Origin of the sequence: Candidatus Nitrospira allomarina (assembly GCF_032050975.1) — a bacterium.
Taxonomy (GTDB): Bacteria; Nitrospirota; Nitrospiria; order Nitrospirales; family UBA8639; genus Nitrospira_E; species Nitrospira_E allomarina.
This window is the reverse complement of the sequence record NZ_CP116967.1, coordinates 907,117-932,594: the sequence shown is the minus strand read 5'-3', so window position 1 is coordinate 932,594 and position 25,478 is coordinate 907,117. Positions and strand designations below refer to the sequence as shown.

Annotated in this window: 23 protein-coding genes and 1 pseudogene; 12 read left to right on the top strand and 12 right to left on the bottom strand. The window is 47.3% G+C overall.

What is annotated here, in order from left to right; translation table 11 throughout:
• The first annotated feature begins 501 nt into the window (after positions 1–501).
• Positions 502–2,094 (top strand): glycosyltransferase family protein, encoded by a 1,593-nt coding sequence (locus PP769_RS04005; protein ID WP_312645486.1) that lies wholly within the window; start codon positions 502–504, stop codon positions 2,092–2,094.
• 167 nt (positions 2,095–2,261) lie between these two features.
• On the opposite strand, the gene PP769_RS04000 is transcribed toward PP769_RS04005, so the two are convergent.
• The 4 genes from PP769_RS04000 to PP769_RS03985 form a co-directional block, all read right to left on the bottom strand.
• Positions 2,262–3,218, bottom strand: a complete 957-nt coding sequence (locus PP769_RS04000) for a hypothetical protein (RefSeq protein ID WP_312645484.1) — start codon at positions 3,216–3,218, stop codon at positions 2,262–2,264.
• Between the two features lie 783 nt (positions 3,219–4,001).
• Positions 4,002–5,024 carry an Ig-like domain-containing protein gene (locus PP769_RS03995; RefSeq protein WP_312645482.1) on the bottom strand — a complete coding sequence of 341 codons (1,023 nt, stop codon included), beginning with the start codon at positions 5,022–5,024 and terminating at the stop codon, positions 4,002–4,004.
• A 206-nt stretch (positions 5,025–5,230) separates the two neighbouring features.
• Complete coding sequence (locus PP769_RS03990; protein ID WP_312645480.1) at positions 5,231–6,220, bottom strand: acyl-CoA desaturase; 990 nt, start codon at positions 6,218–6,220, stop codon at positions 5,231–5,233.
• Between the two features lie 740 nt (positions 6,221–6,960).
• Positions 6,961–7,557, bottom strand: a complete 597-nt coding sequence (locus PP769_RS03985; RefSeq protein WP_312645478.1) for a TetR/AcrR family transcriptional regulator — start codon at positions 7,555–7,557, stop codon at positions 6,961–6,963.
• Between the two features lie 240 nt (positions 7,558–7,797).
• On the opposite strand from PP769_RS03985, the gene PP769_RS03980 reads away from it, so the two are divergent.
• From PP769_RS03980 to PP769_RS03970, 3 genes are all read left to right on the top strand, one after another.
• Positions 7,798–8,259 (top strand): YHS domain-containing (seleno)protein, encoded by a 462-nt coding sequence (locus tag PP769_RS03980; RefSeq protein ID WP_312645476.1) that lies wholly within the window; start codon positions 7,798–7,800, stop codon positions 8,257–8,259.
• An 81-nt stretch (positions 8,260–8,340) separates the two neighbouring features.
• On the top strand, positions 8,341–8,937 hold the full coding sequence (locus tag PP769_RS03975; RefSeq protein ID WP_312645474.1) for a cytochrome P460 family protein: 597 nt from the start codon (positions 8,341–8,343) through the stop codon (positions 8,935–8,937).
• A 659-nt stretch (positions 8,938–9,596) separates the two neighbouring features.
• Positions 9,597–10,286 (top strand): TIGR04211 family SH3 domain-containing protein, encoded by a 690-nt coding sequence (locus PP769_RS03970; RefSeq protein WP_312645472.1) that lies wholly within the window; start codon positions 9,597–9,599, stop codon positions 10,284–10,286.
• A 101-nt stretch (positions 10,287–10,387) separates the two neighbouring features.
• Here PP769_RS03970 and PP769_RS03965 read toward each other — a convergent pair whose 3' ends face one another.
• Together PP769_RS03965 and PP769_RS03960 are read right to left on the bottom strand one after the other, a co-directional pair.
• On the bottom strand, positions 10,388–10,822 hold the full coding sequence (locus PP769_RS03965; protein WP_312645470.1) for a hypothetical protein: 435 nt from the start codon (positions 10,820–10,822) through the stop codon (positions 10,388–10,390).
• A 432-nt stretch (positions 10,823–11,254) separates the two neighbouring features.
• A complete protein-coding gene (locus tag PP769_RS03960) occupies positions 11,255–11,422 on the bottom strand; it encodes a hypothetical protein (RefSeq protein WP_312645467.1) in 168 nt (55 codons plus the stop codon).
• 161 nt (positions 11,423–11,583) lie between these two features.
• Here PP769_RS03960 and PP769_RS03955 point away from each other — a divergent pair, with 161 nt between their 5' ends.
• Positions 11,584–11,796 (top strand): hypothetical protein, encoded by a 213-nt coding sequence (locus tag PP769_RS03955; protein WP_312645464.1) that lies wholly within the window; start codon positions 11,584–11,586, stop codon positions 11,794–11,796.
• 92 nt (positions 11,797–11,888) lie between these two features.
• Positions 11,889–12,221 (top strand): hypothetical protein, encoded by a 333-nt coding sequence (locus PP769_RS03950; protein WP_312645462.1) that lies wholly within the window; start codon positions 11,889–11,891, stop codon positions 12,219–12,221.
• Between the two features lie 438 nt (positions 12,222–12,659).
• On the opposite strand, the gene PP769_RS03945 is transcribed toward PP769_RS03950, so the two are convergent.
• The gene (locus tag PP769_RS03945) at positions 12,660–12,818 is read right to left on the bottom strand and encodes a hypothetical protein (RefSeq protein ID WP_312645459.1); all 159 of its coding nucleotides are present in this window, start codon (positions 12,816–12,818) and stop codon (positions 12,660–12,662) included.
• Between the two features lie 400 nt (positions 12,819–13,218).
• On the bottom strand, positions 13,219–14,412 hold the full coding sequence (locus PP769_RS03940; protein ID WP_312645457.1) for an outer membrane beta-barrel protein: 1,194 nt from the start codon (positions 14,410–14,412) through the stop codon (positions 13,219–13,221).
• Between the two features lie 636 nt (positions 14,413–15,048).
• Between PP769_RS03940 and PP769_RS03935 the strand changes: the two genes are divergently transcribed.
• Positions 15,049–16,023, top strand: a complete 975-nt coding sequence (locus tag PP769_RS03935; protein WP_312645456.1) for an exopolyphosphatase — start codon at positions 15,049–15,051, stop codon at positions 16,021–16,023.
• Positions 16,024–16,111: 88 nt separating this feature from the next.
• Here the strand turns inward: PP769_RS03935 and PP769_RS03930 are convergent, their stop codons facing one another.
• Positions 16,112–16,327 (bottom strand): hypothetical protein, encoded by a 216-nt coding sequence (locus tag PP769_RS03930; protein ID WP_312645454.1) that lies wholly within the window; start codon positions 16,325–16,327, stop codon positions 16,112–16,114.
• Between the two features lie 389 nt (positions 16,328–16,716).
• Positions 16,717–18,228, bottom strand: a complete 1,512-nt coding sequence (locus PP769_RS03925) for a glycosyltransferase (protein ID WP_312645453.1) — start codon at positions 18,226–18,228, stop codon at positions 16,717–16,719.
• Positions 18,229–18,866: 638 nt separating this feature from the next.
• Between PP769_RS03925 and PP769_RS03920 the strand changes: the two genes are divergently transcribed.
• Together PP769_RS03920 and PP769_RS03915 are read left to right on the top strand one after the other, a co-directional pair.
• Positions 18,867–20,057 carry an SGNH/GDSL hydrolase family protein gene (locus tag PP769_RS03920; RefSeq protein WP_312645452.1) on the top strand — a complete coding sequence of 397 codons (1,191 nt, stop codon included), beginning with the start codon at positions 18,867–18,869 and terminating at the stop codon, positions 20,055–20,057.
• A gap of 51 nt (positions 20,058–20,108) precedes the next feature.
• Positions 20,109–20,411, top strand: a pseudogene (locus tag PP769_RS03915) (hypothetical protein); the annotation flags it as partial.
• Positions 20,412–20,564: 153 nt separating this feature from the next.
• Here the strand turns inward: PP769_RS03915 and PP769_RS03910 are convergent.
• Entirely contained in the window at positions 20,565–21,017 is a 453-nt protein-coding gene (locus PP769_RS03910; protein ID WP_312645445.1) for a YiiD C-terminal domain-containing protein, read from the bottom strand.
• A 392-nt stretch (positions 21,018–21,409) separates the two neighbouring features.
• Positions 21,410–22,222, bottom strand: a complete 813-nt coding sequence (locus tag PP769_RS03905) for a TVP38/TMEM64 family protein (RefSeq protein WP_312645435.1) — start codon at positions 22,220–22,222, stop codon at positions 21,410–21,412.
• A 286-nt stretch (positions 22,223–22,508) separates the two neighbouring features.
• Here PP769_RS03905 and PP769_RS03900 point away from each other — a divergent pair, with 286 nt between their 5' ends.
• The 3 genes from PP769_RS03900 (at position 22,509) to PP769_RS03890 (ending at position 25,239) form a co-directional block, all read left to right on the top strand.
• A complete protein-coding gene (locus tag PP769_RS03900; protein WP_312645426.1) occupies positions 22,509–23,036 on the top strand; it encodes a peroxiredoxin-like family protein in 528 nt (175 codons plus the stop codon).
• A gap of 584 nt (positions 23,037–23,620) precedes the next feature.
• On the top strand, positions 23,621–24,775 hold the full coding sequence (locus PP769_RS03895) for an ImmA/IrrE family metallo-endopeptidase (RefSeq protein WP_312645424.1): 1,155 nt from the start codon (positions 23,621–23,623) through the stop codon (positions 24,773–24,775).
• Positions 24,772–25,239, top strand: coding sequence for a PIN domain-containing protein (locus PP769_RS03890; protein WP_312645417.1), 468 nt, complete (start codon positions 24,772–24,774; stop codon positions 25,237–25,239). The genes PP769_RS03895 and PP769_RS03890 overlap by 4 nt, the downstream gene beginning before the upstream one ends.
• Positions 25,240–25,478: the final 239 nt, after the last annotated feature.

Sequence of the window (25,478 nt, the reverse complement as noted above, 5' to 3'; positions counted from 1 at the left end):
GTTTGTGTATATATTTTCGTCTGGCGATGTCCCAGTAGCCACCAAACATTCCTTCAGTCTTAAGCAGAATTTCCGAATAAATAAACAAAATTTTGTGACCCGCGTGACCAGCCGAGCGTTGGGGGACATTGAAGTCATTAAAGCGTCAAATGCTTCCCCGAGCAAAATATTCTGGCATGGGATGATATTTTCACGATGTGGAATCGTGTTGACCGCTGAGACGACTCTGCCCCCAATACCTGGCGAAATTACGAAGGGTTTTTGAATGTTGAGATTCAAGCATGAGGAAATCACGACCTTTGAACATTAGGACTTTTCGTGTGGAGCTCCCGGCGTTGGGAAGCATCCGGAGTGCTGGTTATGAATGAATGTAAGGGGGCAAAAAGATGATGAGATTACGGAATGCGAAATCCCGAACCGTATTTGAGATAAAAATTGGAGGAAGGGCCCGTTTAGGAGCCGTCTGTTTTCAGAGAATTTTACTAAAAATGGGTATGTCTAATGGGTGAGATGAGTCGGCAAGACATCTCCAAGGCCAGTTTCGGCTTCTTTATTCTTCAGATTGTGTTGCTGTTGTGGGCTGGTTGGGTCAATCAGGATTGGATCAGTACCGATGGGATTTCCTATATCAGAATTGCCCAATATTATGCATCCGGACAGCTTGATTTAGCGGTTTCCGGTTATTGGGGGCCCATGTTGAGTTGGATCATGGTCCCGTTGCTTGGTTTTGTGGACGAACCATTGTCCGCTGCGCAGATGGCCATGGCACTATCGGCGATTGTGTACCTTGTGGGCTGTCTGGCGATCTTCCGGATTTTGGGGATCCGGTCCTCCGCGGTCCTTGTGGCTCTTGGAATCGTTGCCTTTTTTAGTGTCCACTGGGCGGTTCAAGGGATCACTCCGGATCTCCTGATGAGTGGAATGCTTTGTTTAGCCATAAGCCGAACTTTGCATCCCGATTGGTGCAATAAACCATCCGTCCAATTTTCTGCCGGGATATTATTCGGAGCTGCCTATTTAGCAAAAGCGCCTGGGTTGCCATTTGCATTTATTCTGATTGTGGCGGCAGGGGGGTTATGGACCGTTTGTCAGCAGGCCAGCCCGATTCGTGCTCTACGTAGCGCCGCGATTACCTTTTTCGGGTTAATGCTTGTTGCCGGGCCTTGGATTTTCGTATTGTCTCTCAAGTATGAAAGGCTGACCTTTTCGACTAGTGCAGGAATTAGTCATGCCGTCATGGGGCCGCCTGGTGTTGGGCGAGGACACCCCACTTTTACTGACTTTCTTATTCCCGAACAGGGCCGAGTTTCCTCCTGGGAGGATCCAATATCGAAAAAGTACTCACACTGGTCCCCGATTGAAAGTACAGAGAATTTTCGGCATCAATTGCGGATTGTCCATAGTAATGTGATGAAAACTATACGCCTGTTGAAGGACTTTGACTGGCTTGGCATCGGGCTGGTCTCGGTCATATTTGGATTCTTGTTTCATGCTCCATGGACACAGAATATCCGGTCGGATCGCTGGCGATGGGCAGCAATATTAATCGGGTGTCTGGTGGTGATTTATTTACCGGGTTATGGAGGAGAAAGGCGATATTATTATTCTATTTACCCGTTTCTTCTTGGCGGGAGTTTAGGCTTTGTGGGACATCTGGCCAAGGGTCGGTCCGGTCAAGAACAGATTCTTCATATCATGGGCTTGGTTCTTGTCTCTTTATCCTTTCTCCTTCCCCTCGTTAACGGACCCTTTTTCCCGGAGAGACCAAGTTACCAGGCGGCCAAAATCCTGAAGGAAAAATTGATCGCCCTTCATATCAGCGGCCCAATTGCTTCGACAAGCGAGTTGGAAAACCTTGATTCCTATACCGCCTTCCTGATGCAAGTGCCCTATCATGGGAGGTCGAAAAGGTCTCAAACTGTCGAAGAGGTGGAATCATCTCTAGCTAAAATTATCATCGTTGACCGGGGGACTTTAGCGGATGAAAATCTTCATAACGATACGAGTTTCATCAGCCTGGATGAAAAAATGTTCGATTCCCTTGGGAAGGATTTCGATCCTGGAGTAAAAGTCTACATCAACACAAAAATATAATTTTGCCAATTGAGTTGTTGTTCTGCGTCCCATTTGGCATTGTTGGCAGTTTGAGGATCTTCAGAAAATGGGACAATCCCCATTGGGCCTTCCAATGAGAAAGCGAGTCTTCTGTTGATTTTTTGGAATTTTGCATCCCATCTTCATGCCTAGCTTGAGGAGCCTGATTAATCTTGTGACTCTAATCTGGATGGTGGATAAATAATGACGGATAGGGCGTTGTGATCGCTAAGGATGCCTTTGAGTGGAAGGGATTGTGAGTGCTCTGTGCGGATTCCTCTGACGGCAATCAAATCCGGCCCGCTTTGGTGCACAAGGGTTAAGGCATTCGACGTAAGAAATTCTTCCAAAATTTCTGCATCGCGTTCTTCCTGGTCTGGTCGAAGATTCGCATCCATGCCGACAAACAACGGTGCATCAGGAACAATGAAATGCCTAATGCCGGCAGTAAGCTGTCTAAACTGTAGCGCTCTGGCCCTAATGCTGGCTTCTCCACGACCGGCGTCCATATGACTATTCAATACCCAAAATGTTGGGAACTGAACAAGCTGAAAACCCTTCGAAAAGAAATCATCGGCTTTATTCAGGTCGGTATTCCAGCCAGCAAAGGCCTCATAGGGTTCTGAATGGACAGACGGAGGTTGTTCACGAGCGAGCATCAGGAGTCCGGGGCTCAAACATATGTGGCATATGTCTCGAAGAGGCCACCAGTCACCTCCACCCCCTTCGGTGAACAATGGGTGATATGACCAGGCATGTTTGGTGTATTGGGCGAGTTGTGCCGGCCGGACAAAGGCTTCTTGAAACAGCACAAGATCGAACTTGGAGGCTAAATCCCCAATGCATGCCATCTCTTCTTCAGTATGGGCCTCACTCGAGAAGAATGAGTCGGAAAGAAGGCGGTCATGGATATTAAATACCAAAACCGGGAGGCCAGGGCTCCCAGTTGAATCAGGAAGATCGACTTCGGAGAGGCCCGCTTGCTGTTGCCAATCCAGGCGACACGGTTCGGTCAATATCGGTTTCGTTTCAAACTTTCCCAGGCATGCACTCACCATGGTGAGTGCAATCAGGGGCAATACAACCAAACCACCCTTCAACCAGCTTGCTTTGAATATGGGCATCGGCAATCTCCCTTTCATTCAAATGGCAGTCTTCAGTCCCCTACCTTTGTGATTCAAATCTCGCCACATAACCGTATTTGCTATGCCTTCCATATACTCATGTGGAGGTCTGAGCGAGGACTCATAATTTTGGCTCTCAATAGAGAAAAAGGTTTCTGCGCTCCTTATTTCCCTTAATCAACCTTCCTGCTCCGGCGACGAAACTGTAAAACAATAGCGGAACCAGGACGGAGGTTCACGTTCGTTTCGCCTTTTCGTGTATAGATAAAATATTTAACCTATGGCGAACGGTCTCTAGCCGGCTTCCGTTTTGCTGTTTGCTTTGACGATGATCTAAGGCGACTAGGAGGTATATTTCTTCCTGGGCCTATCTTCTTTGTGGGATGTAAAGATCAAAATTTATTGGACTTTGTCATTGACGGGCATTGTTTCACGGTTAATTAAGAGATTATTGCTCAGACAGTTGAGCGGCTCCCCTGTGTTTTTTGAAAATGGAAAACCAGAACTTAATGATTCCTATGTTGTCCTCAAAGGCCAGATGTTTAAACCTGGGAATCTGTTCCAAGTAAGCTTGGTACTGCAGTTTTAAAAAAACTCATCCCGGGCTCGACTCCCGTCCGGCTGTAGTAATTTCGACCAGAAAAGGCGATGTTCGCGGAATTGGGAAGTTGGGTAAGATCGCACAACTATTGAGAGTGTCTGGGGTGATTAGGGAAAGGAGTGATTACATTTGGCTTCTTGTGGCTTCTGGCTCGCGCTGCACGTCCTATAAGATGCCTCCCGCTAGGGCGTAATGAGGACGTCGACAAATGCAGGTAGACTGTCGGCACCTTGAATGTCCGTAACTCGGAGCGTGAAACGGAAGAGGCGTTCTTCGACGACAAACGGGGCCAAAAATTTGGCTTGTGCGGAATACGGGTCGAGCAAAGGGACTTTACTTCCTCGTACTTGTTCCCAGTGGTACTGGAGGGAGCCGCCGTCGGGATCATAACTCCTTAAGCCATTCAAGGTGACTCGTGTTCCCGAAAGGACCGTTTGCGTTTTGCCCGGATCCGAAACCGGTGGCTGGTTCGGTTCATCGTTAACCTCAACCAGAATGCCGAGGGTGGCCTCTTGATTGCGGTTTTTAACGGTGAGCGTGGTTTCCCCATTCCCCACCAGCCGGACCACCCCATTGGGGTTGACCGAAATGATTTTTTCGTTAGCAGACTGATAGGTGGTTCCTGTGCTTTGTGCCCGAAGGGAACGGGAGATTCCATCTGAGAATCGCCCAATCACTGGTAATTCAAACGTTTTTCCGAGAAAGTCTACTTGTTCATATACACGAGTTCCGCTGGCTCGTCCCAATTTCAGGGGCTTGTCCGTTTGAAAGTCAATTTCCAGGAGTTCAGCGGCCGGCTCGATTTGAATCAGGATTTCATCGAAGATGGCCAAGGATTCATGTTGGGATTGTCTTCCACCCTGTTCGGCCACAGCCAGAAGCCGATAGGTGCCCATCATTTCATTGGGTATCGGGATCTTTCCACCAAAGGGAGGATTGTTTTTGGCCGAGGCAACAAGGGCTAGTTTTTCTTCGACAAATTCTCGCAGCATATCGTCAAATTCACCATACCAATAGTAGTTCACCTTGGTGACTCCGGGGAGACCCTCTAAATCCAAGGCGACCGAAATTTGATCACCTGACTGATGAACTGTGGATTCTTTCGGTTCAAGTATGGAAAAGGGCCAGGACGTTTGATATCCAAGCAAAAGGGTGAGAAGGGTTACGAGGACTACCGTCATCAGAGCGACAAAAGGGCGGAACATGTTCGTACCTCACAGGGCATCAGCAGCCAATAGTCTTATCATACATCACCCATCCAAGTGGGTGCATCCCTCATGATTAATGACGAATTCTGGGTTTGTGAGATGTAGGAAAGTGAAAAAGGGAAGGCCTGGAGAGAGAAATTTAAAAAAGGCATGAATGAATGGCCGGACACTTTAAAGAGGCATCCCTGGGACCAATGGTGTATCTACATCGCCATCTTTTCGGCAGAATCAGTATCCTCGTCCACCTGTTCAAGACTTGGGTGATTCAGTACCCATGCGGGGACTGGTCGAATATCCCAAATGATCCCGAAAAGTTGGAGTCCTTCCAGCAGGTAATAGGTGACATCGATTTCCCACCATCGAAATCCTTGCCGGGCGGAGCTGCAATATTGATGATGGTTATTGTGCCATCCTTCACCTAGGGTGATGATGGCCAGAAGGAAGTTGTTCCGGCTATGGTCCGATGTTGGATAGCGTCGGCTACCGAAAAGGTGGGAAAGTGAGTTGATGGTGAAGGTGCCGTGCCAGAGGACAACGGTTGAAATCACGAAGCCCCACACCAGCATTTGCCATCCACTTGTTCCCAAATCCGGATAGGCACTGCCGAGCCATTTCCCCAAGAGAAACAGGAGGACTGCCAGCCCGATTGGCACAAGGGTGTCGAAACGATTCAGAAATCGTAATTCAGGATATCGCGCAAAATCTTTGATGCGGTTCAACTTTGTTGCAAGTTGGTCATGAGTTAAAAACCAACCTACATGGCTCCACCAGAGCCCCCGGAGAACAGGAGAATGGACATCTGCCGGTTTGTCGGAATAGGCATGATGGTGGCGATGGTTAGCGGCCCACCATAAAGGACCTCGTTGGGCCGCGCTGGCCCCAAGGCAGGCAAACAGGAACTGCATCACCCGTGAGGTGCGAAAGGTTCGGTGGGAGAAGTAGCGGTGATAAAAGCCGGTAATGGCGAACATTCGTACAATATACAAGGACACGGCAACCCCGACCGCTATAGGACTCCAGCCCACCCAAAAGACTGCGAGAACGGCAATATGTAGGGCCAAAAATGGGATCGTTCGAACCAGGTCTATCTCGCGACCGTTTTTATGGGAAGCCAGCGCTGACGCTTCTTGGGTGTCAAAAAGGGACTTAAACAGCTTCCATGGGCCCAATATGATCCGCTGGATTTCTGGCATCCTTATCGCTCCTCTCTCATGTGTAGGGAATTTCGAGATATCTATAGCTTACGATTCACAAAACTTCATCGAAGCCTTTTTGTAAAACGGAGATCCTCAACTTTCTTATTATAAAGGGGAAAGATACGAACTCTACAAAGTAAACCAGAAGGAGGCCTTCTGGCAAATACAATTTTACCGGAGTATGGCTTTTAATATGTGATGGGAGGCTTGATATTCCAAAAGAACCCGTTAAAAAAGGCCGACTCGGGTGTCCCTCATGGTGATATTGAATTCGAGGAATGATCATAGCCATACAAAATTTTTCTTTAAAACTAAAATCCCATCATTTTTCTGCTGATTGGGTGCGGAAGGGAATTGGTTTCGTGACTTGGCATATTGTTATGGATGCGGACGGTAACCTGGCTCTGGTTGATAGATTAAATGCCCCGATGCATTGGTTCGATCATGGAAAAGTTCCTCGAAACAATAGAATGAATGCTAGAGAATGACTATCCACTTCGAAAAACGCATAAATGTTTTTATTGGAAGGTGGAGGGCAAACCCGCGAAAGATGCCCAAGCTGTTATTGGCACCTACTGAGTAATATGTATGGGCATAGACTAACAAAAACGCCCCGATTTTACCAATTTGTTTTCCGTGACAAACCTGTGGCAGCTTGGAAGTTCTCATTTAGTATCTCCTATATCAGAAGGTCATGAACTATAGGAGTCTCAGATCATCCACCTGGGAATATGATGCTATGTTTGGGGTATTTCATGTGGACTCTGTTTTTCGATCAGCACTGCTGCTACCCGTTTGGCAATTTTGGCTGCATCAGGTTTTTGCGACACTTGGGCTGTCACGATTGCTCCTTCCAATAAGAGCGAGAGTTCTTCGGCTAAATGCTGAGGATTCCGCGCTCCCATCTGAATGCATAGCTTGAGGATAAACTCCGTCATCATCCGCTTGAAATCCCTGCAGACGTAACGCAGTAAGGTGTCGGGGGTGGAATGCTCACCAACGGCATTGATGAACAGACATCCATAAAAACTCTGTTGCAAAAACCAGGTTTCGGCCACATCGAAAATGGCCAGCAGGCGAGTTTTTGGAGTGCGCGCCTTGGTCTCCACTTGCCGCATGAACGAATTTCTAAACTGTCCGTCATAGTGTCGCAATGCCGCGAGCACCAATTCCTCTTTGGAGCGAAAGTGCGCATACAAGGTTTTTTTTGTCACCCCCGAGTGTTCAACAATCGTATCGATCCCGGTGGCGTGAATCCCGTTTTGCGCAAATAAGGTCACGGCTGTGTTGATGAGTTGCTCCCGTTTTGAGGGTCGAGCGCTTTCTTGCTTCATTTTACTAGACATTCAGGTCTACCAATATTTTTGGAATTTTTGTAAATACACAAATATCTCTGGAAGAGGTTTGTCAGATTTCCTTCTATATTCCAATGGTATGAATGGTTTCTGCAATGTTTACGCGACTGGAAAAGAAGTGTAACGAAACACGAACTTCGCTGACTAGACTTTCAAAAAGGATACAGATCTGTATACCGTGCCTTACTAACCATTCTACCTTCAAAAAGGAGATCCATCATGAAAATGATGAAGACAATCTTCAGTTCCCTGTTTGTCATGTTCCTGGCCATCGCGGCTACACCCGCCTCCGCGGGGGATGTTACCAATAGCACTCCAGGAATCAGCGGTTATGATCCGGTTGCGTACTTTACGGATGGAAAACCGATGAGGGGCTCCGGTTACCACGTGGTCGAGCACCAGGGAGTAACCTATGCCTTTGCTACCAAAGAGCACAAAGAAATGTTCGAGGCCGACCCCGGGAAGTATGTGCCAGCCTACGGTGGCTATTGTGCCTATGGTGTGGCGGTCGGGAAGAAATTCGTTTCCGATCCTGAAGCGTGGAAGATCGTTCAGGGCAAACTGTATTTGAATCTGGATCGGGATATCCAAAGCAAATGGGCCAAGGACATTCAGGGCTATCTCAAAAAATCCGAGGCCAATTGGAAAGAAATCAAAGATAAAGCGGCGTCGGATTTATAAAGTAACCAGGCCGGGGCCCGTCATGGTTTATGTGGCGGGCCCCAGCCGTTTTTTGGATGCCACCGTTGATAGGAGAGGTCTATGAATCGGTTTGTCACCATAGGGACGGTCCTCATTCTGGGATTGGGAAGTTTGGCAGGATGGGCGATGACGAATGAAGAGAAATCTTTTGCTCCTAATGTTCACCCCAAAACCGGGGCCATCAGTGTCCCTGAAAATTACCGGGAATGGCCCACGCTTGGGACCTGGGCCCACGCAAAGGTTGAAGGTGCGCCAGGCTTGCAAGAATATCACGTCGTGTATACACAATCGGACACGATCAAATTTTACAACGAGAAAAACCGGTTTCCCGACGGAGCGGTGTTGGTGAAAGAGCTCCTAAACGCCGACACCATGCCGATGACCACCGGGCCGGCAGTCGGTCACGCGACCACCATCAAAGGCTGGTTTGTGCTGGTCAGGGATACGAACGGGCGGTTTAAAGAATCCAACTTATGGGGTGATGGTTGGGGTTGGTCCTTCTTTAATCCGGATGATCCTCAACACACGGTGTCTAAGGATTACAAAATAGATTGTCTTCCCTGTCACACCCCGGCCAGAGAGCTGGCGCGGAAAAATACAGTTGAGGCGGAAAAATGGATTTACTCGTTTGGTTACCCTGTGCTTCAAAGGAACTGACAGAGCAACTTACATATGAAGATCCATCCATCGGCACTGTTCCCTAAAAAGCTCCACTCGCCTGACATTTGTTCTTTTGGACAAGGGTTATTATTTGACTTTGGCTATTGGAAAAAGCGGGTTCGGGTTCGGAAGCCGAGGTTCATTTCATTGGGTCAAAGCAAACGGACGCAAAGCCATTTCCATCCGAGTTTGCCCATTGAATCGTTCTAACGCATACCGTGGAGGAGTGGGCCAACTCGTCTGGCTCAACTAGGGTCTATTCCTGGGTTTGAACGTTAGCCCGGTTAGCTTATTCATATGTGGTGGTCATTTGATCCTCTGAGTCGTAGGTCAAGCCTGTAGTTTTGGTTTTCATTTCTTCCCACTCTGCTCACCCACCTTCTATAGGCCCGTTTGCGTGCTCCTTTCCGGGTCTTCTATATTCGTGAACGGAAAAGAGGATGAACTAGGACGTCAAAACAGCATTTAACCTTTTTTAAGCCTCTATTTTCTGAGCCGATTTTTTGGTGTCATTGACACCTTACGGCTCCTTTGCTACTTATCGGCCTGTCCCCCAGGGCCTGTACATTTCCTATTCCTAGTGAGTGCGACACTTTATCTTTCGCCGGAAGAACTCCTTTCTCAAAATGCGCAACACCATGAGGAGGTTAAACGCTTTGAAATTTTTAATCTATCTCGTCTTTTTATCGTGCTCATGGTTGGGGTTGACCACACAGCCATTGGCTGCAGTCGGAGACGTGAATTATATTTCGGACGTGGTAACTGTGCCGCTACGCAGTGGGCCCACTACTGCCCATCGCATCCTACACCGTGGCCTACCCAGCGGCACCCAACTGACCATTCTCGCGATAGACGAGGAGGCCGGGTTTACCCAGGTCAGGACCACCGATGGGATGGAGGGCTGGGTCACGTCTCAGTACCTCATCGGGGAACCCATTGCCCGGGTCAAGCTGACTGCAGCCGAAAAACGCCTACAAAGTCTTAAAGCGGAAATCGAAAAAGAACGCGAGGCGCGTGCGAGCATCCAGGCTGAGCATAAAGAAACCGACGCCAATAACCGGACGCTCAATTTGCAGGTGCAATCCCTCTCGAAAGAACTCGCGGAACTGAAACGTATATCGGGCGATTCCATCAACGAGCATGCACGGAACATCGAACTTGTTCAGCAGAATACACTTTTAGCTGGCCAGGTTGAAGAGTTATCCGCTAAAGCCAGGCAGCTTGAAGAAAACTTACAACTAAAATGGCTCCTCTATGGGGGCGCTCTGGTGCTCATCGGTCTGTTAATCGGAGTAATCCTCAAAGCACGGCCCCGGCAGACGACAAGTTTTACCCGCTATTCGTAAGGAACAATCACAGAAAATCCCTGCCCAAGAGTCTGTGTTCTATTAGGTCCCTCTCTCGCCCACACTTGTTCAGGCCTATCGGGTCAATCCACGCCGTCCGATTATTTCAATGTCTCAAGGGTCGCACGGAGTTCTTGGACCTCCGTCTTAAATAAGGCGAGGTGTTCATCCCGGTGGGGTTGCGTATCCTTGAACTTCCATAGCCGTTTAAAGATAGCCCACAATTCCTTATTATGGGTCACCGCGAGAGCGTAGGCCGGTGTTTCCCGTTTGGCCTCGTCCACACAACACAAAGAATTGTCGAAGGCATGAAATTGATTGTGCAGATCGTCCAATGGCTGATCGGACCCTGTTCCCCCTTTCGCGGCTTCCGCACTGGCTTCCATCATAGTGGTCAGGTTCAGTACGGTTTCGAGATTGGTGGTCCCTTTAGCTTTTTGGGCAAATTCATCCGCACGAGGATAGAACACATAACTGCATCCGCTCAGCCCGGTTATCAGAGCTGCTATCGCGAAAATGGCGGCAATCTTTTGCATAAGTCCCTCCAGGGTAAATGTGGATAGGTCGGGTAAATTGTCTGATCTCTAGCCTGGAATAGATTGATTTTTAATTTGTGTGATGTGAATGTGAGCGCATCCGTCAATATAGAGTTATTTTACCTATCTCAATTCTCGAGCGGAATTGATTTCGTAAGACATTTTTTCTGTTTTTTGTCTCCCAAGATTCAAGGCGCAAACTTAACTTAGTTTTCAGGTCACGTTGGTCCATCTCCTTAAACTTCCATTTCGAATTCAACATCCTTATTATTTACTGTAAAATGGCATGAACTTTCTGGACGGAATTTTAAACCATTTGAGAACGAATGAGGGCTAATCTTTCCAGACGATTAAAGACGATTGTCGAGGACAATCATTTTGATGTAGCGGGGAGGCTCGCCATGCCACACACTTTGGCTTCACCCGGATCATTCATCGTGCAGATGCTTCCGCTATGCCCGGTGACGAGCGGGTGGTCGGGGTGATGAAGTCATACAGATTAATCGGAATTTCTTCTGCATTCCCGTTCCCGGCCATACCGTAGGAAGCATGGCCTTGCTCTACCAACATGGCACCCCAGAACCCGCCAAGCCGGGCCATATTCCATAGAAAATGGCATCTTTTGGTATGCCTAATATGGTGAAAAAGATGGTAATCCATTTTTAGCATTGCGATATGTATATGAAGTTGGTTAAAGATGTGCGATACGAGGTGAGATTCGGATACTAGATCTTTTACCGGGATGTGAAAAGAGGCCGTGAATGTCTGCGCTGATCTCTCTAAGCGAACCACCGCAGGTCATACTGAAATTTGTGAGAGCGGTGGATAGCGACCACTCTGCAAAAATAAATTCCTTAGGCGATTGGTTTATTAATACCGGAGCCGATCCGGCAGATCTTTTTCTCGCGATGTCTTGTGAATGCTTTTTGGAGAATCCAAAAGTAGCGGGACGATCATTAGGTAGACCGTTGTGATTCTTTATTTTGACGACCCATTTCTTACCAAATGATGGCATAGGAAAAGTACATGCATAACCAATAATGATTTATCACACAGGGAGGAGGTTATGAACATTCAAGGAAACTGGAAGTTGGTGGTTGCGGCAACAATGATGGCACTCATGGTCGGGTGCGCATTCAGTCCGCCAAGCAAAATGGTGAAACAAAATGACCATGCGCGTTTGGCGGACTGGTATCAGAAGGAAGCGACTGATCTTCATGCACGGGCAGAAGAAATGCGGCAAATTGAGAAAGAGTATGAGTTCTTGGGGACTCCGAAGGAAGGGCATGAATCAAGCCTTGTGGAGCACGCCAAGAATTTAAAGGATCATTACACTAAAGCTGCGGAAGTTGCGGAAACGATGGCGAAGGCTCATGCTAAGGAGGCAAAAAATCCGTAAGGACGGTAACGGGGATCTTTCAGGCTTTCATGGGGAAGCCGGATCACTAGATTGTGCATTTGGTCAATACTCATCCCGGGATGGGCCAATGAACCTCTATTCAAGTTGACGTCCAGAATCTTTCGATCCGTTTCCTGGCTGGGCGATAAAACTTTGGTTTTTATCCTCCGGTGATCATCTGTGATGGAATCGGAAACTTGGGGTGTAAATCTCTCACCCGCGATCCACCGAGGAACCGGATAAACCTTTTCCAGAACCTGGAATGTTTGCAATCAGTCCGGACGGTAAGGTCCAGTTGATCGATATTTCCAACACATCCTCTAAAAGTAAAAGGTCCGATCCCGACGAGTTGATCGAAACCTTGAAAGGGATTCAGGAAACTAAATATCCTATCCGGGGAACTTATGGATAACTTTGAAGTCTCGGTACTTTCATTTTTTATTCTTCTTCTATGCCTTCATTTTGGAAGTAATCGTTTGACGCTTTGGTCCTCGCTTTAGGTCGGGTTGGGGGTTTGTTCTCAGCCCAAATCCAACCCATGGCGATTAACGTGATCACAATGGTGAGACTGATGGTTATTGCCAATGACCATGTCATGTCAGTGCCTCACTTGATTGGATGTGTAAATATTATCTTTTGCCTTGGTGAGGTATATGAGCAATCATGATGCCACTTGGCAAAAGAACCCTTCCCCAACAATTCGGAGTTTAAGCGCTTGAATTCTTAGGAGAAATGAAAATGATGCAACCGATGGAAGGAGATCGACAAGTGGTTACATCGTGGACAGGTGTCTAAAAAGAATTTTCGTAATAACCAGTTTTATCTGTTTTTCCTTCTGTCCTATCACTTGATGGAAAAAAACCGTGCGATAGTTTCTATATGGGGTTGCCGCCTTGATCCCTGTGACGCCATTTTGGTCAGGGGTCTTTTGTGAACCTGTTCTTTCCGGGGCAGTACTTATCCTCATTTTCATCCATGCTATGCTTGGGATGCTCTGTCAGGGTGAGTCGAAGGTCCAAATGACAGAGAAAATCAATAAGTTCTGGGAAGGCGTCAGACTGTTTTGCCCACCCTTGAAGAACCCGCCACCGGAACCCGTAGAGTTGTCATGCCGGTATTCGATCCGGAAGATGGAATTGGTCCATTCATAGGGAAGCCGGTATTCCGAAGTGGCGGTGACCGCCCAGATGAATTGGTCAAAGCCGGTTATGAGACCATTCGGGTCCGAATAAAGCTCCGGTCGAAGCGCGACAAACCATGGTTTGGTGATTTGCCAGCGCGTATGGAGCGCCGCTCCCATATAGATTAATCGGGGATTGCCCGGAACCGAGGCATTCTTTTGGGTTCCCATCTGATACTGGCCCGCAATTGTAACCTCCTTGCCTTTCCATTCAACGATGGTGTCTGAAAAGAATCGCCAGAATTCCAGTGAGGTGTTCGATTGATCAGGCCCATAATAGATGGTTTCTTTTATCGTCCAGGAGCGACCGGGTGTGTATGTCGCCTGGGCTCCATAACTCGGCAAATCGTTGGCGTTTTGTAGATGGAAATATTCATTGATGACAAAGACCGCACCGGTCCACCGGTCGTTGATTGGATAGACCGCATTCGCCCCGAACATGAGGTACGGTGAATAGTCGCCCATCCAGGAGCGCGTATAGTTAAAATTATCCTTGGCGTACAGGGATTCATAACCGATGAGGCTGTTAAAGAGTCCGGCCTGAATCGTCAAGCCGTTGCCGACCGGAGCCAGGTAGGAGAGATTCGCGCGACCGAAGTGACGCCAGACATCGGACCCGGGAACATGAGGAAGGTTAGTCCCGAACCCGAAATCTTTGGAGTCCTGTCCGCCATGCCCTAATAGCTCCACACCCCATCGGGACTGCTCGGACGCACTCTTCCTAATATAAGCACCGCCCATGTTAAGTTCGAGCTCGTTGACTCTGGGCGTGGTGGCGCGATTGCGAAAAAGGTGGTTGTCGGGAGAACTAAAGTCATGTGAATATCCCACATCCACAAACCCGCCGTAGTGCCATTGTGGCGACTGGGCTTTCGGTACCTGGGCCGCAACATCCTGCGAAAGTTTCTTTTTCCGAAGCAGACGCTCAGGTTCTTCTGCAAGGGCTTGAGTCATCGTGATCGAACATGTCACCAATGTGATCATGCCCATCCACGAGGTAATCGATATCATGATCAAATTGTTCTCCGTCTTCAGTTGCTTCCAATCGGGCAAGCTGGTTTTGATGTTTCTCCCATCTTGGGATGACCGGATTGAGAGGAACTCGCATCTGCTGAGGTGTTCTGTCATGTAAAGTTATGTGTTTGACCATAGTGGTGATCTTTACCTATAGCAGCAGGACCGTTTCAGGATAAAGGCTCATGTGACCGGTGTCATCCAGAACTCTTTTGTACTGTATTTTTGTGGGGGGGAAAGGTCCTGGTTTGGAATCTGCCAACTATGGACAAGGTCCAGGTCGGTGCTTTAGGGCATTTTTCCAACGAAATAAATGAAATCGGTGGGGTCGCCTGCGCCACCGGATTTCATCGACAGGTTCGTGTTCGCGAACCCGGTTTGTCTGGGGTATGACCTGGATTCGAGGCAAGAATCGACTCCTTTAAATGCGCGAAAAAGAGTTGCGGGCTTCCTTCTCGGGCTAAGAAGTCAAACACGAAAGTCATATATTCTTAAGATCTGAACCTTATGGCCGAAAATAAGAGAAGACCTTGGTCGTCCGGGCTACGGACACCATGCTTAAACCTTTGTCAATCATGAGCACGCTCGTGGCATTTCCTTATCAACCTTGCTTCCCTTTGAGGATCCAATCTTATGGCTACGGAAAAATTTCGATTAGTGACCCGCAGTGATTTTGACGGACTGGTCTGTGCGGTTCTGCTGAAGAAAGTGGGGATTATTGAGGACATCAAGTTTGTCCACCCAAAAGATATGCAGGATGGCAAAGTGGCGATCTCCGACAAGGATATCACCACCAATCTTCCGTATGTTGAGGGTGTCCACCTCGCGTTTGATCACCACCTGAGTGAGACTATTCGAAATAAGGGTGAGCGAAGTAACCATATCATCGATCCGAAGGCCCCATCGGCCTCGCGGGTGGTTTATCGGTATTACGGTGGTGAAAAGACATTTCCGGCCGCATGGAATGAGATGATGGCCGCAGTCGATAAAGGCGATTCGGCCAAATATGATATCAACGAAATCCTCAACCCGAGCGGCTGGGCCTTAATGAATTTCATTATGGATGCGCGTACCGGACTAGGACGCTTTAAGGAATTTCGCATCTCCAATTACCAGTTGATGATGGAACTCATCGAAAAATGTATTAGCCTCAGTATCGATGAAATCATTGCCCTGCCGGACGTGCAAGAACGGGTGCAGCTCTTCCATAAACATGCCGAGTTGGCGAAAGAACAGATACAACGATGCTCGACCGTCCATGATAATCTGGTTGTGCTGGATCTGCGGGATGAGGAGACTATCTATGCCGTTAACCGGTTTATGATTTATGCCCTGTATCCGGACTGCAATCTGTCCATCCATGTGATGTGGGGATTGAAACAACAAAACACCGTGTTCGCAATTGGAGCGTCGATCGTCAACCGGAGCTCCACGGTCAATATCGGCGAACTCTGTCTGGCGTATGGCGGCGGTGGGCACCGGAATGCGGGCACCTGTCAGGTCGCGAATGAAGTGGCCGGTAAAACACTCAAAGAAATCATCGGGATGATCCGCATGCGAAGCATGAATCGGATAGAGGCAGGAAAGCCAGCCTGTGCGACGGTTTAACAGGCAATAGATCCAGAAGGTAATGGTGTAACCGGTACCGAGGCCACTTCTCCCGAGCGTTCCCTAGCGCCAAAGCTCCTTAGCGACATTATTCCAAAAAGCAAGACAAGGAAACCCACCTAGAGGTGATAATTTCTGGAATCTCAGCGGATTTTCCTTCTGGATATTTACCAATAGTGACCAATTTAATCACGGAAATGAATATATAAAAACAGACTAAGTCCCACAATATCTCCCCGACAAAAAATACGACATGCCGAAAAACCACCCCCAAAAACGCTTCTTCAATTTCATCAGCTGGCATTATTTGCACGGCCTCCTCATTCTCCTGAACTAGCACTCCTCCTTATCTATCCTGAGGAAGAATTAAAGGCATTTTAATTCTTTTTCTAGACTCGAAAATGTAATCCCCATATTTTTAATACGGAAAATGGCCGGTTTGAGGCCGAGGAGATCGGGAGCCCCGCCGGTGCCGGAACCACATTGATTCGATACTAGAAATCTTATCTCAATCGCGAAGCTTTCGTTCCCTGAGACAATGTCGGGCTGGTGGCCGGCATGCTGATGCAATTTAAATTTCGTAGTGGATTGTATGTCTTCTCCAAGAGGATTTCTTTAATTTCATCCACAAAAACTGTGCAACAAGGGATCGATTGGAACGATCCGGTCTTTCTTGCGAATTTGATCGCAGGTTCAATCTGTATGCATAGCGCTTTTATAGTTACGATGCTTCACCTCTAGGAAAGATTCGGAGAGCGATCTCTTGCATGAGAACCGTTCAAGCGAGAATGATATGGTTATCCAGCCGGCTCCCATCATTGTCAGCATATAAAACCCACTTGCCAGGAAGTGCTCAGTCCAAAATGACCAAACAAAAAATGCCGTTGCATATATACACATGAGGACTGTTCCGACAATATAGCCAGGCAGGGGAGCTTTTGGTGGAACCAGATATTTATGAGATTTTGGTGTTACGTCCCAACTCTGAACATTTCCGAGACCTTCGAGAGTGCTCTGGGTTTGGGCCCACATCATTCCAAGATTCACAATAAACCCAATCGGGATAAATGAAGAGAGCCGGAATTTCCGTACAGGAATTTTAGAATCGATGTTCCCTGTAACATAGTGTCCTTCAGCCAATCGTATACAAAGAGAGCAAATGAGTAGCAGTGAGAATTCCATATAGACGAACCATTGAAGACCATACTGAGCACCTATCAGGAATGCCGGAAGTGCACCTAGGGTGAAGGGCAGAGAAAGTGCCGGGCCAAAACTACCGAACAAGCGCACCAAAAAATCGAGACGAATTGAGAGAGGGAAATCACTTTTCCAGATATCCCCCGCATAATACTTTAATACTCTTAACCACCCTCTCTTCCAACGCATCTGTTGAACAATGAATCCGGTGATGGTTTCCGGAAGCTCCGATGGCACCTTGAACTGGTCAAGGTAAACAAGTTTCCACTTTTTGATATTGGCGCGGATACTGAACTCGACATCTTCAACTTCGGAAAGACAATTCCACCCACCTGCATCCTCAACCGCTGCTTTGCGAATGATCCCTGCGCTTCCGTGGAAATGAATCCATAGCCCGGCGCGAGCCCGTGCGGCCTGCTCGAACATCTGGTGTGTGTCCAGTTTTGTGGCTTGAAATTCCGTGAAACAGGACTTTCCTCGATTCATGTAAGACCATCGGGTTTGGACAATCCCGACCAGGGGGTCCGTGAAAAAATGAACGGTTCGCCGAAGAAAATCTGTCGGTATGAGAAAATCGGCATCAAATATGGCCAACATTTCCCCTTTTGCCAGGGGAAAGCCGTTCTTGAGGTTACCGGCCTTGAATCCTTCCCGTGTTGTTCGTCTAATTACATTGATATCCAGCTCTGCCTGCTGCTGACGCAAGCGGTCCACTTCCCGCTGAATAATTGTTGATGTCTCATCATCGGAATCGTCAAGGACTTGGATTTCAAGACGGTCACTTGGATAATCCAGTGCCACCGCATGGCGGATGACGCGCACAGCCAGTTGGCCCTCATTTCGAATAGGAAGCTGTATTGTGACACATGGGAGTGCGCTCTCTTCAAAACGGCACGGGGGTACAGGGTCCAATCCGTAATTTCGTGTGTACAATACGATCAGGGATAAATAATAGAGGGTCAGCCCCAATAGGAAGACTCCGCAGACAACCGGGACCAAAAAGGCCAACGTGGCTGCTATGCTAAGAATAAGTGACCCCCCTAATGATTCACCCCGTAAAGGGGGTGAAATGTCTGAGAATTAGGAATTCCTTCTGACAAAAAAACCTGCATTGAGCAGTGACAGATTTTTTAAATCGCCTGTTGTGAAAATGTTACTCCCGCTTTAGGTTCAGATCGATTTTCTATCCACACAAATGCCTTGTTTTAACTTGTAAGGCTAAAAAGGCAAATAAGTACCTACCAATTTCCTTCCTTTCGCTCATAAATTTTGAGAGGCATTAAGACCAATAAATGGAATAGGGCGATCCTACCGACTGGGTCCTTCCCCATTACTTTACGGCAATGGGTGACATTTATAGACAAAACCTCAATGGTTTTGATGAGCGCTCCTTCCGGGATTAACCGGTTCCCGGTCACTTGGCAGGGGCAGCTTGACTGCTAAAAGCACCAGTCTTGTAAGGGCCCGAGTAAATATAGAGCGCTGCATTGACAACTCGAATTCGCCTGCCAATATGCATTAAGGGTGTTATGTTTATGGGAAATCTCTTCACAGCTGAAATTCTGTGCTTCCTTATGTTGTGCCAATAATTTGACAATGGAACTTCCCTCATTCCTAGATCAACAAAATTAATGTTGTCTGGATCCATGCCATTGCAATTGAGGTTGCTGTCAATCACGATCAGTGCGGGTGGAATTCTCTTTTTCCTCGTGGAAAAGGAAGGGGTGTTCTCATTAATTTTTGGTCTAGGAACTCTCGTCGCAGGGATACTGGTTGCCTGGGTTCGACAGCCACGTTGGAAAAATGTGACCCTCATCTTGTTGAGTGTCTTTGCGTGTTTGGCCATTTCAGAAATTCTTTGTCTTCTCCTTAATCGGACAGAAGAGTCCTATTCTGGAGAGTACACGACCTCCTACTTTCGGAGTGACGGGGAAGATGGTGATTTAGGGTATGAACCAAATCCGGGAAATTTTACTGTTCAGAAATACCACCGAGAACATCTCGTGTATAGCCAATCATATGCCATTACCCCGCAGAGAATTCGGGAAACGCCCCAAAAAAAGCGTGCCGAAAGTTGTAATGTGGTCTTTTTTGGTGGGTCCTACACCTTTGGAGAAGGCGTAGGCGATCATGAAACCATGCCATATTTTTTTGCAAAAGGAGGAGACGGGAAATTCAACGTCTATAATTTAGGGTTTCATGGCTATGGACCCCATCAAATGTTGCGAGCGTTGGAAACTGAACGACTCAAGACGATTGTGGATGGTCGTGTGCATCTCGTGATTTATCAAGGGATCCAAAGCCATGTCGACCGCGTGGCAGGAAATACATTTTGGGATCACTATGGCCCTCGCTATACTCTCATGCCAGATGGATCAGTGAGGTACCAAGGTCCGTTCCATGGGAAATATTACAAAATTTTCTACGACCTTGTTTGTCATAGTGCACTGTATGGTTTTATTCAGGAACGTGTCATTCAAATGCATGCATTTGATCACAGAAATATTCCTCTCTATCTTGGTGTGGTCGAACAAAGCCGTCGGGCGATTGAAGGTAACCTTCACGCACCGTTTTATGTTCTGTTTTGGGATAAGGGAAGCGGGGATATTCTGGCCGATCAGATTGTTGAAAAATTTGAAGACCACCGGTTTCGACTCATTAACATTTCCCAGGTCATACCGGATATTCAAGTGAATCACGAATTGTATACCCTTTCCCCTTTTGATCCACATCCGAATGCCAGAGCCCATTACTTGATCGGGAAATATCTCGCCGAGGGTTTTAAGGATGCTCCCTGCGATTCCTTGACATTCAATCAAGCGAAGCCCACGCGGTAATCCTTTGGCCAATCTTCTGAAATTCACTCACTGCGATGAGGATTCTTCAATGCCGTCAACCGGTTTATGATTTATGCCCTGTATCCGGCCTGCAATCTGTCCATCCATGTGCTGTGGGGATTGAAACAACAAAACACCGTGTTCGCAATTGGAGCGTCGATCGTCAACCGGAGCTCAAGGGTCAATATCGGCGAACTCTGTCTGGCGTATGGCGACGGCGGACACCGGAATGCGGGCACCTGTCAGGTCGCGAATGAAGTGGCCGGTAAAACACTCAAAGAAATCATCGGGATGATACGTATCCGAAGCATGACCCAGGTAGATACAGGAAAGCCAGCCTGCGCGACGGTTTAACAGGCAATAGATCCAGAAGGTAATGGTATAACCGTTACCGAAATTGAGCAGACTATTTCTCGACCACGTTTTTGACAACCCCCCATCTTTAAAAAGATGCGGATGGTTTCCAACTTGCGGTCCTATTATAGTGATAGTCCATAGAGCCTGCTATTAGTCTTGTTTCATAGCTAAAGCCACGAAATCCCCTTCGAATTTCCCGACCTGAACTTCATTGCAACTCAGTGTTGCGGCGACGCTGATCCTCGCCAGATTTTTCCGTGTAAATGTTCGTAGAAACTTTTCCCAGGGCAGTGAGTCTTGAATGGTGGAAGAGGCCTCAAAGGTACTCACAATAGGACGCTCATAGGTTACCGTATTGCGCTGAATCACCAGACGACAAGCCACGTGTTTTTGTTGTAGCCGAACATACAGAATGGCCCAGGCTGCCAGGATGGCCACGGCCGAGGCGCTTCCACCAAACACGGTTTCCCGATGATTGATATTGGGAGCAAGAGGAGCTCGCAAGGTGACGCCATTCCAGTCTGCTTCAATGACTTCAACGCCCATGGCGCGTGAGAGTGGAATATGCTCGTGTAGATAATGCTCTAAGTCACATCGATTCATGGGAGAGCTCCTACCCATTGAGAGCCATGAAAAAAGATTGAAATCTAAAGGAAATCACGGGAAAATTGACGAACCGAGGGACCGGGTTTAGCCGTCCTGGTTTTGGCACCATAACTTTTCCCGAAGAACGCGAGGAATTTCGTCTGTTTGGTTCTCCAGAAGCTTCTTGAATATTTCTTTTTCCTTCGCCTGTCCTACCAATGCCATCGTCCCCATGGTTTTATTGTAATCGGTTCAATGCCACAGCTCGACCACGGAGAATGTCCTCCAGAATGTTTTATGGCCGGCGTTCGACGCCAAGATGACAGGAAAGGCTCTGGTAGCTTAAATATTCGGGATTGGCTTCCCGGCGGAATTGCTTCCTAATCTCGCTGCGGTCACTCTTTCACATTTTATTTCATCGGGCTGTTGCATGAGGCGCAACTTGGTCCCTCCTCGCCAATGTCCATAGTTGGCGGTTGAGGCGGAGTTGATCCGGGAGCCGGACCCGAGGCCTCTCCTCGCAAGAGTTTGACCCAACGTGAGTCGGGAAAACGAAGGACAAGTTTAGGGATGAGAAGGAGCAGCGCGACCATGGCAAATCCAAGAACAACTGTGAGCCATGTTCCTCCGGTGGCATAACTTCCGGCGTAGGTAAGCGCAAGAGTTGGTGGGATCATGCCCAGAAAGGTGACCAGTGCAAACATACGAAGAGACATGTTGGTGAGCCCGGCCCCATAGCTGATCAAGTCGAATGAAAAGATCGGCAGTAAACGGGACAGAAACACAAAAATCGCCAGGTGGTGGTCGGAACATTTCTCGCAGAAGGCGATGTTCATACGCAGGAGCCTGGTCAGTACTTCCCGTCCTACGGCTCGTCCAATGAGAAAACTAACGATGGCTCCTAATTCCGCTCCCAGCACCGCATAGGCGGCCCCAAGAAACGGTCCGAACGCCGCCCTTGCGGCAATGTCCAACGGCAGGCTAGGAATAGGGCTGATGATTACGGCGAGAGCCATCAATCCCATAAACAGGAATGGGGCCCAGGGTCCCGCCTGGGAAAGCCATTGCGTGATCCGGTCGGGATTGAATACTTCGCCGATGTCGATTTGCTGCATGAGCAAATACGCCGCTACCGGCAAGATGAGCAACGCTGCCGCTTTAACCCAGAATAAAGACGTCGGACGTCCAAGGGAAAAGCGGGAAAACGGGGATGGATTGAGCAAGCTCAGGAGGCCTTCCTGAATACGAGCCTTTTTGAATGACTGCTCTCAAGCATGTAAGTTCACTGTCCGTTCAGGATTGCACACCGGATATTCTCATGTTGTTAGATGAAGTTCCATTAAAAAAGGATTTTTTATCCACATATGGAAGATTATTTCAAATTCCGGGCCTGTTAAGATGGGGTCATGTCGGTCTTTTTAAAACTCCCATGATAGGCACTCCACATGATCGTGGGGGTTTGGACCGTGTTGTACCAAAAACTGAATCAATCTTGAGGAGGTGATAAACATGGCTCCAACAAAGCTTTCGTCGGGAAGCCTGCTACCTGAATTTACCCTTCCACTTATCAGTGGGGGGAAAGTCACATTGGGACAACCACAAAAAAAGGGGAACTGGCAGGTCGTGTTTATCTATCGGGGACTACATTGCCCGATATGCAAAACATACCTCAAGAAACTCGAGGACTTAAAAGGAAAATTTCCGGCTGTGGGAGCAGAAATCGTGGCCGTCTCAGGCGATCCGGAAAACAAAGCCAAGAAGATGGTTGAAGAAACCGGCTCAACGTTTCCGGTGGCCTACGGCCTGTCTATCGAGCAAATGAAGGAACTCGGCCTGTATATTTCCCTACCGCGCTCCAAGGAGGAGACGGACCAACCGTTCCCCGAGCCGGCCATGTTTGCCGTGAATCCGGAAGGCAAGGTCCAGTTGATCGACATGTCCAATACGCCGTTCAACAGGTCCGATCCCGAGGAATTAATCGATACCTTGAAATGGATTCAGGAGAATGACTATCCCATCCGCGGGACGTACGAATAGGGAATCCTAAAAACCGGGTTCTTGCGATTGGAGCGTCGATCGTTAACCGGAGTTCAACGGTCAATATCGGCGAGCTGTGTCTGGCGTATTGATTGGCGAGCGAGGTAATTGCCGTCCTCGTTATGATGACATATCTCACCATTATCTACTTGACGCCCTTTATCATTTGGAAATTGATTCAGGCAAGAGGAAAGTGGCTGGTCCATAATACGAAGACAACATTAAAGATAGTCTTCAAGAAGCTGAATCTTGCCGCCATCAGAAGTTACAGAATCAAGTTCGGCCTAACATTGAGAAGCACGAATAAAAAATGTTGGGCGTTAAATAGGATTTCGCCAAATATATGGAACTGGGCTGGGAACAATCTCAAAAATCTCTTCAGGAAAAACCTCAGATTCAACGTGACTTAAGCATTGATTATACACCAGAACCCTAATGGGTTGATTTTATAAGCGATTATTTCGTAAAAGCTGCATTGGATGAGAAGCCTCAAAACAAGGTAAAGTAATTTCCTATGTTAAAAGTACCCATTCAAGATTAAAATCATGGATTAAGAGAAGTTCTTGAAATAGACTAAAGTAAAGATGCCAAAAGTTCATACACCGGAAGATAGTTTACCTATAACGCCCTCGGTCGTGGCCTGGGCACGTGAACGTGCCCAATATTCAATAGAAGAAGCCCAACAACAGTTTAAGAAAATAGCTGAATGGGAAAGTGGATCTTCTAGCCCTTCTTATCCTCAACTTGAGCAGATGTCGGATAAATTTAAGTGTCCGATTGCCGTTTTTTTCTTTCCTGAACCTCCAGATGTTGAACCGATAGAAAAGTCTTTCCGCACCTTAACTAAACTAGAATTTGATCAAATCCCTCGTGAAATAAGAGTTCTTCTTCGTAAGGGAAGAGCAATGCAGCTAAATCTTGCAGAATTAAATGGTGGAACAAATCCTGCGATTAGGATGATTACACACCTGGAGTTTGAAGTTGATGGATCAATTGAAGAAATGGCCGCTAAGGTTCGAGAATATATGAGGGTGCCCCTTGACCAGCAATTCCAATGGCCTTCCATTGAGATTGCTTTGGAGAATTGGCGAGAAGCTTTTGCCAGTGCAGGTATTTTTGTATTTAAAGAGCCTTTCTATATGGATGAATACTCTGGATTTTGTCTCTTTGATGAGACTTTTCCGATTATATACGTCAATAATAGCACCACAAAAACAAAGCAGATTTTTACCTTGTTTCACGAGCTGGCTCATTTAATATTTCACACAAGCGGCGTTGATGCCCTCGATGATAGCTACATAGACACGCTGCCAGAAAACTCCCAGAAAATTGAAATTATTTGCAATCGTTTTGCCGGAAAATTACTTGTTCCAGATGATAGTTTTGACGAAGTTAGAGGCAACCTTCCACCGGATAGAGAAACTGCCTCTATATTGAGTAACAGGTATAACGTAAGCAGAGAAGTTATTTACAGGAAGTTTTTGGATAGAGACCTTATATCCATGAAAGAATATGAAAAGGCAGCGGATATCTGGAAAAGGCAGGGAAAACGTGAAGGCAAGGGTGGGAATTATTATTACAACCAGATGGCCTATCTTGGCCATCGCTACATTAATATTGCCTTCAAGCAGTATTACCAAAACAAGATCGACAAAGTTCAGCTAGCTGAATACCTCAATATGAAACCTAAAAACGTTAATACTTTTGAGGAAACGTATGCTCGGGTAACAAGCGGATGAGTTACGTTTTTGATACGAATGTTTTTATCACTCTATTCTCGAATTTTTATCGGGAGCGATTTCCTTCCCTTTGGGCACTTTTTGATGAAATGATTTCTGAAAATAGAATAACATCAACCAGAGAAGCACTTCGAGAAATTGAAGATCGGAATGTCGGCTTATACAAATGGGCACAAAATAATCAAGAAATTTACATTACACCTAACGCAAAAGAAGGAGCTTTCGTAACTGCAATCTATAAAGTCGCCCATTTTAGGCAAAACATTGAAAGACAAAAGATTCTGAAAGGTGGGAAAAACGCTGATCCTTTTATTATTGCTAGAGCAGCAGTTGCAGGTTACCCAGTAGTTACAACTGAAAACCATAAGCCGGATGCTGTAAAAGTTCCCAATATTTGTGAGAACTTTAAGATTCCATGCCTGAGTTTGGAGCAATTCATGGAAGCCGAAAATTGGCGATTTTAACTGTTATAAAAAATTATATTATTAGAGTTTTAAAATAATTTTGTGTCCCGATAAAAAATGGGATGTGCCTGCAATCTCTCCCCCTTGGCGAAATGGGAGAAGCGATGGCAAGGAGGTTCCCGACGAGGGTCCCCTCAGGGAGTGGTGGGCATGCCTTCCGGGCACGAGGGGAACCGCCCCTTAGATCAGCCTAAATTTTTCTTCGCTTTTAGATGCCAATTCGGAATCCCCCTCAATTT

What these genes read in the sequence shown, in the direction of transcription:
- PP769_RS04005 (WP_312645486.1), top strand. Translation starts at nt 502, where the DNA reads ATGGGTGAGATGAGTCGGCAAGACATCTCCAAGGCCAGTTTCGGCTTC.
- PP769_RS04000 (WP_312645484.1), bottom strand. Translation starts at nt 3,218, where the DNA reads ATGCCCATATTCAAAGCAAGCTGGTTGAAGGGTGGTTTGGTTGTATTG.
- PP769_RS03995 (WP_312645482.1), bottom strand. Translation starts at nt 5,024, where the DNA reads ATGTTCCGCCCTTTTGTCGCTCTGATGACGGTAGTCCTCGTAACCCTT.
- PP769_RS03990 (WP_312645480.1), bottom strand. Translation starts at nt 6,220, where the DNA reads ATGCCAGAAATCCAGCGGATCATATTGGGCCCATGGAAGCTGTTTAAG.
- PP769_RS03985 (WP_312645478.1), bottom strand. Translation starts at nt 7,557, where the DNA reads ATGAAGCAAGAAAGCGCTCGACCCTCAAAACGGGAGCAACTCATCAAC.
- PP769_RS03980 (WP_312645476.1), top strand. Translation starts at nt 7,798, where the DNA reads ATGAAAATGATGAAGACAATCTTCAGTTCCCTGTTTGTCATGTTCCTG.
- PP769_RS03975 (WP_312645474.1), top strand. Translation starts at nt 8,341, where the DNA reads ATGAATCGGTTTGTCACCATAGGGACGGTCCTCATTCTGGGATTGGGA.
- PP769_RS03965 (WP_312645470.1), bottom strand. Translation starts at nt 10,822, where the DNA reads ATGCAAAAGATTGCCGCCATTTTCGCGATAGCAGCTCTGATAACCGGG.
- PP769_RS03960 (WP_312645467.1), bottom strand. Translation starts at nt 11,422, where the DNA reads ATGGCCCGGCTTGGCGGGTTCTGGGGTGCCATGTTGGTAGAGCAAGGC.
- PP769_RS03955 (WP_312645464.1), top strand. Translation starts at nt 11,584, where the DNA reads ATGTCTGCGCTGATCTCTCTAAGCGAACCACCGCAGGTCATACTGAAA.
- PP769_RS03950 (WP_312645462.1), top strand. Translation starts at nt 11,889, where the DNA reads ATGAACATTCAAGGAAACTGGAAGTTGGTGGTTGCGGCAACAATGATG.
- PP769_RS03945 (WP_312645459.1), bottom strand. Translation starts at nt 12,818, where the DNA reads ATGACATGGTCATTGGCAATAACCATCAGTCTCACCATTGTGATCACG.
- PP769_RS03940 (WP_312645457.1), bottom strand. Translation starts at nt 14,412, where the DNA reads ATGATATCGATTACCTCGTGGATGGGCATGATCACATTGGTGACATGT.
- PP769_RS03935 (WP_312645456.1), top strand. Translation starts at nt 15,049, where the DNA reads ATGGCTACGGAAAAATTTCGATTAGTGACCCGCAGTGATTTTGACGGA.
- PP769_RS03930 (WP_312645454.1), bottom strand. Translation starts at nt 16,327, where the DNA reads ATGCCAGCTGATGAAATTGAAGAAGCGTTTTTGGGGGTGGTTTTTCGG.
- PP769_RS03920 (WP_312645452.1), top strand. Translation starts at nt 18,867, where the DNA reads ATGCCATTGCAATTGAGGTTGCTGTCAATCACGATCAGTGCGGGTGGA.
- PP769_RS03910 (WP_312645445.1), bottom strand. Translation starts at nt 21,017, where the DNA reads ATGAATCGATGTGACTTAGAGCATTATCTACACGAGCATATTCCACTC.
- PP769_RS03900 (WP_312645426.1), top strand. Translation starts at nt 22,509, where the DNA reads ATGGCTCCAACAAAGCTTTCGTCGGGAAGCCTGCTACCTGAATTTACC.
- PP769_RS03895 (WP_312645424.1), top strand. Translation starts at nt 23,621, where the DNA reads ATGCCAAAAGTTCATACACCGGAAGATAGTTTACCTATAACGCCCTCG.
- PP769_RS03890 (WP_312645417.1), top strand. Translation starts at nt 24,772, where the DNA reads ATGAGTTACGTTTTTGATACGAATGTTTTTATCACTCTATTCTCGAAT.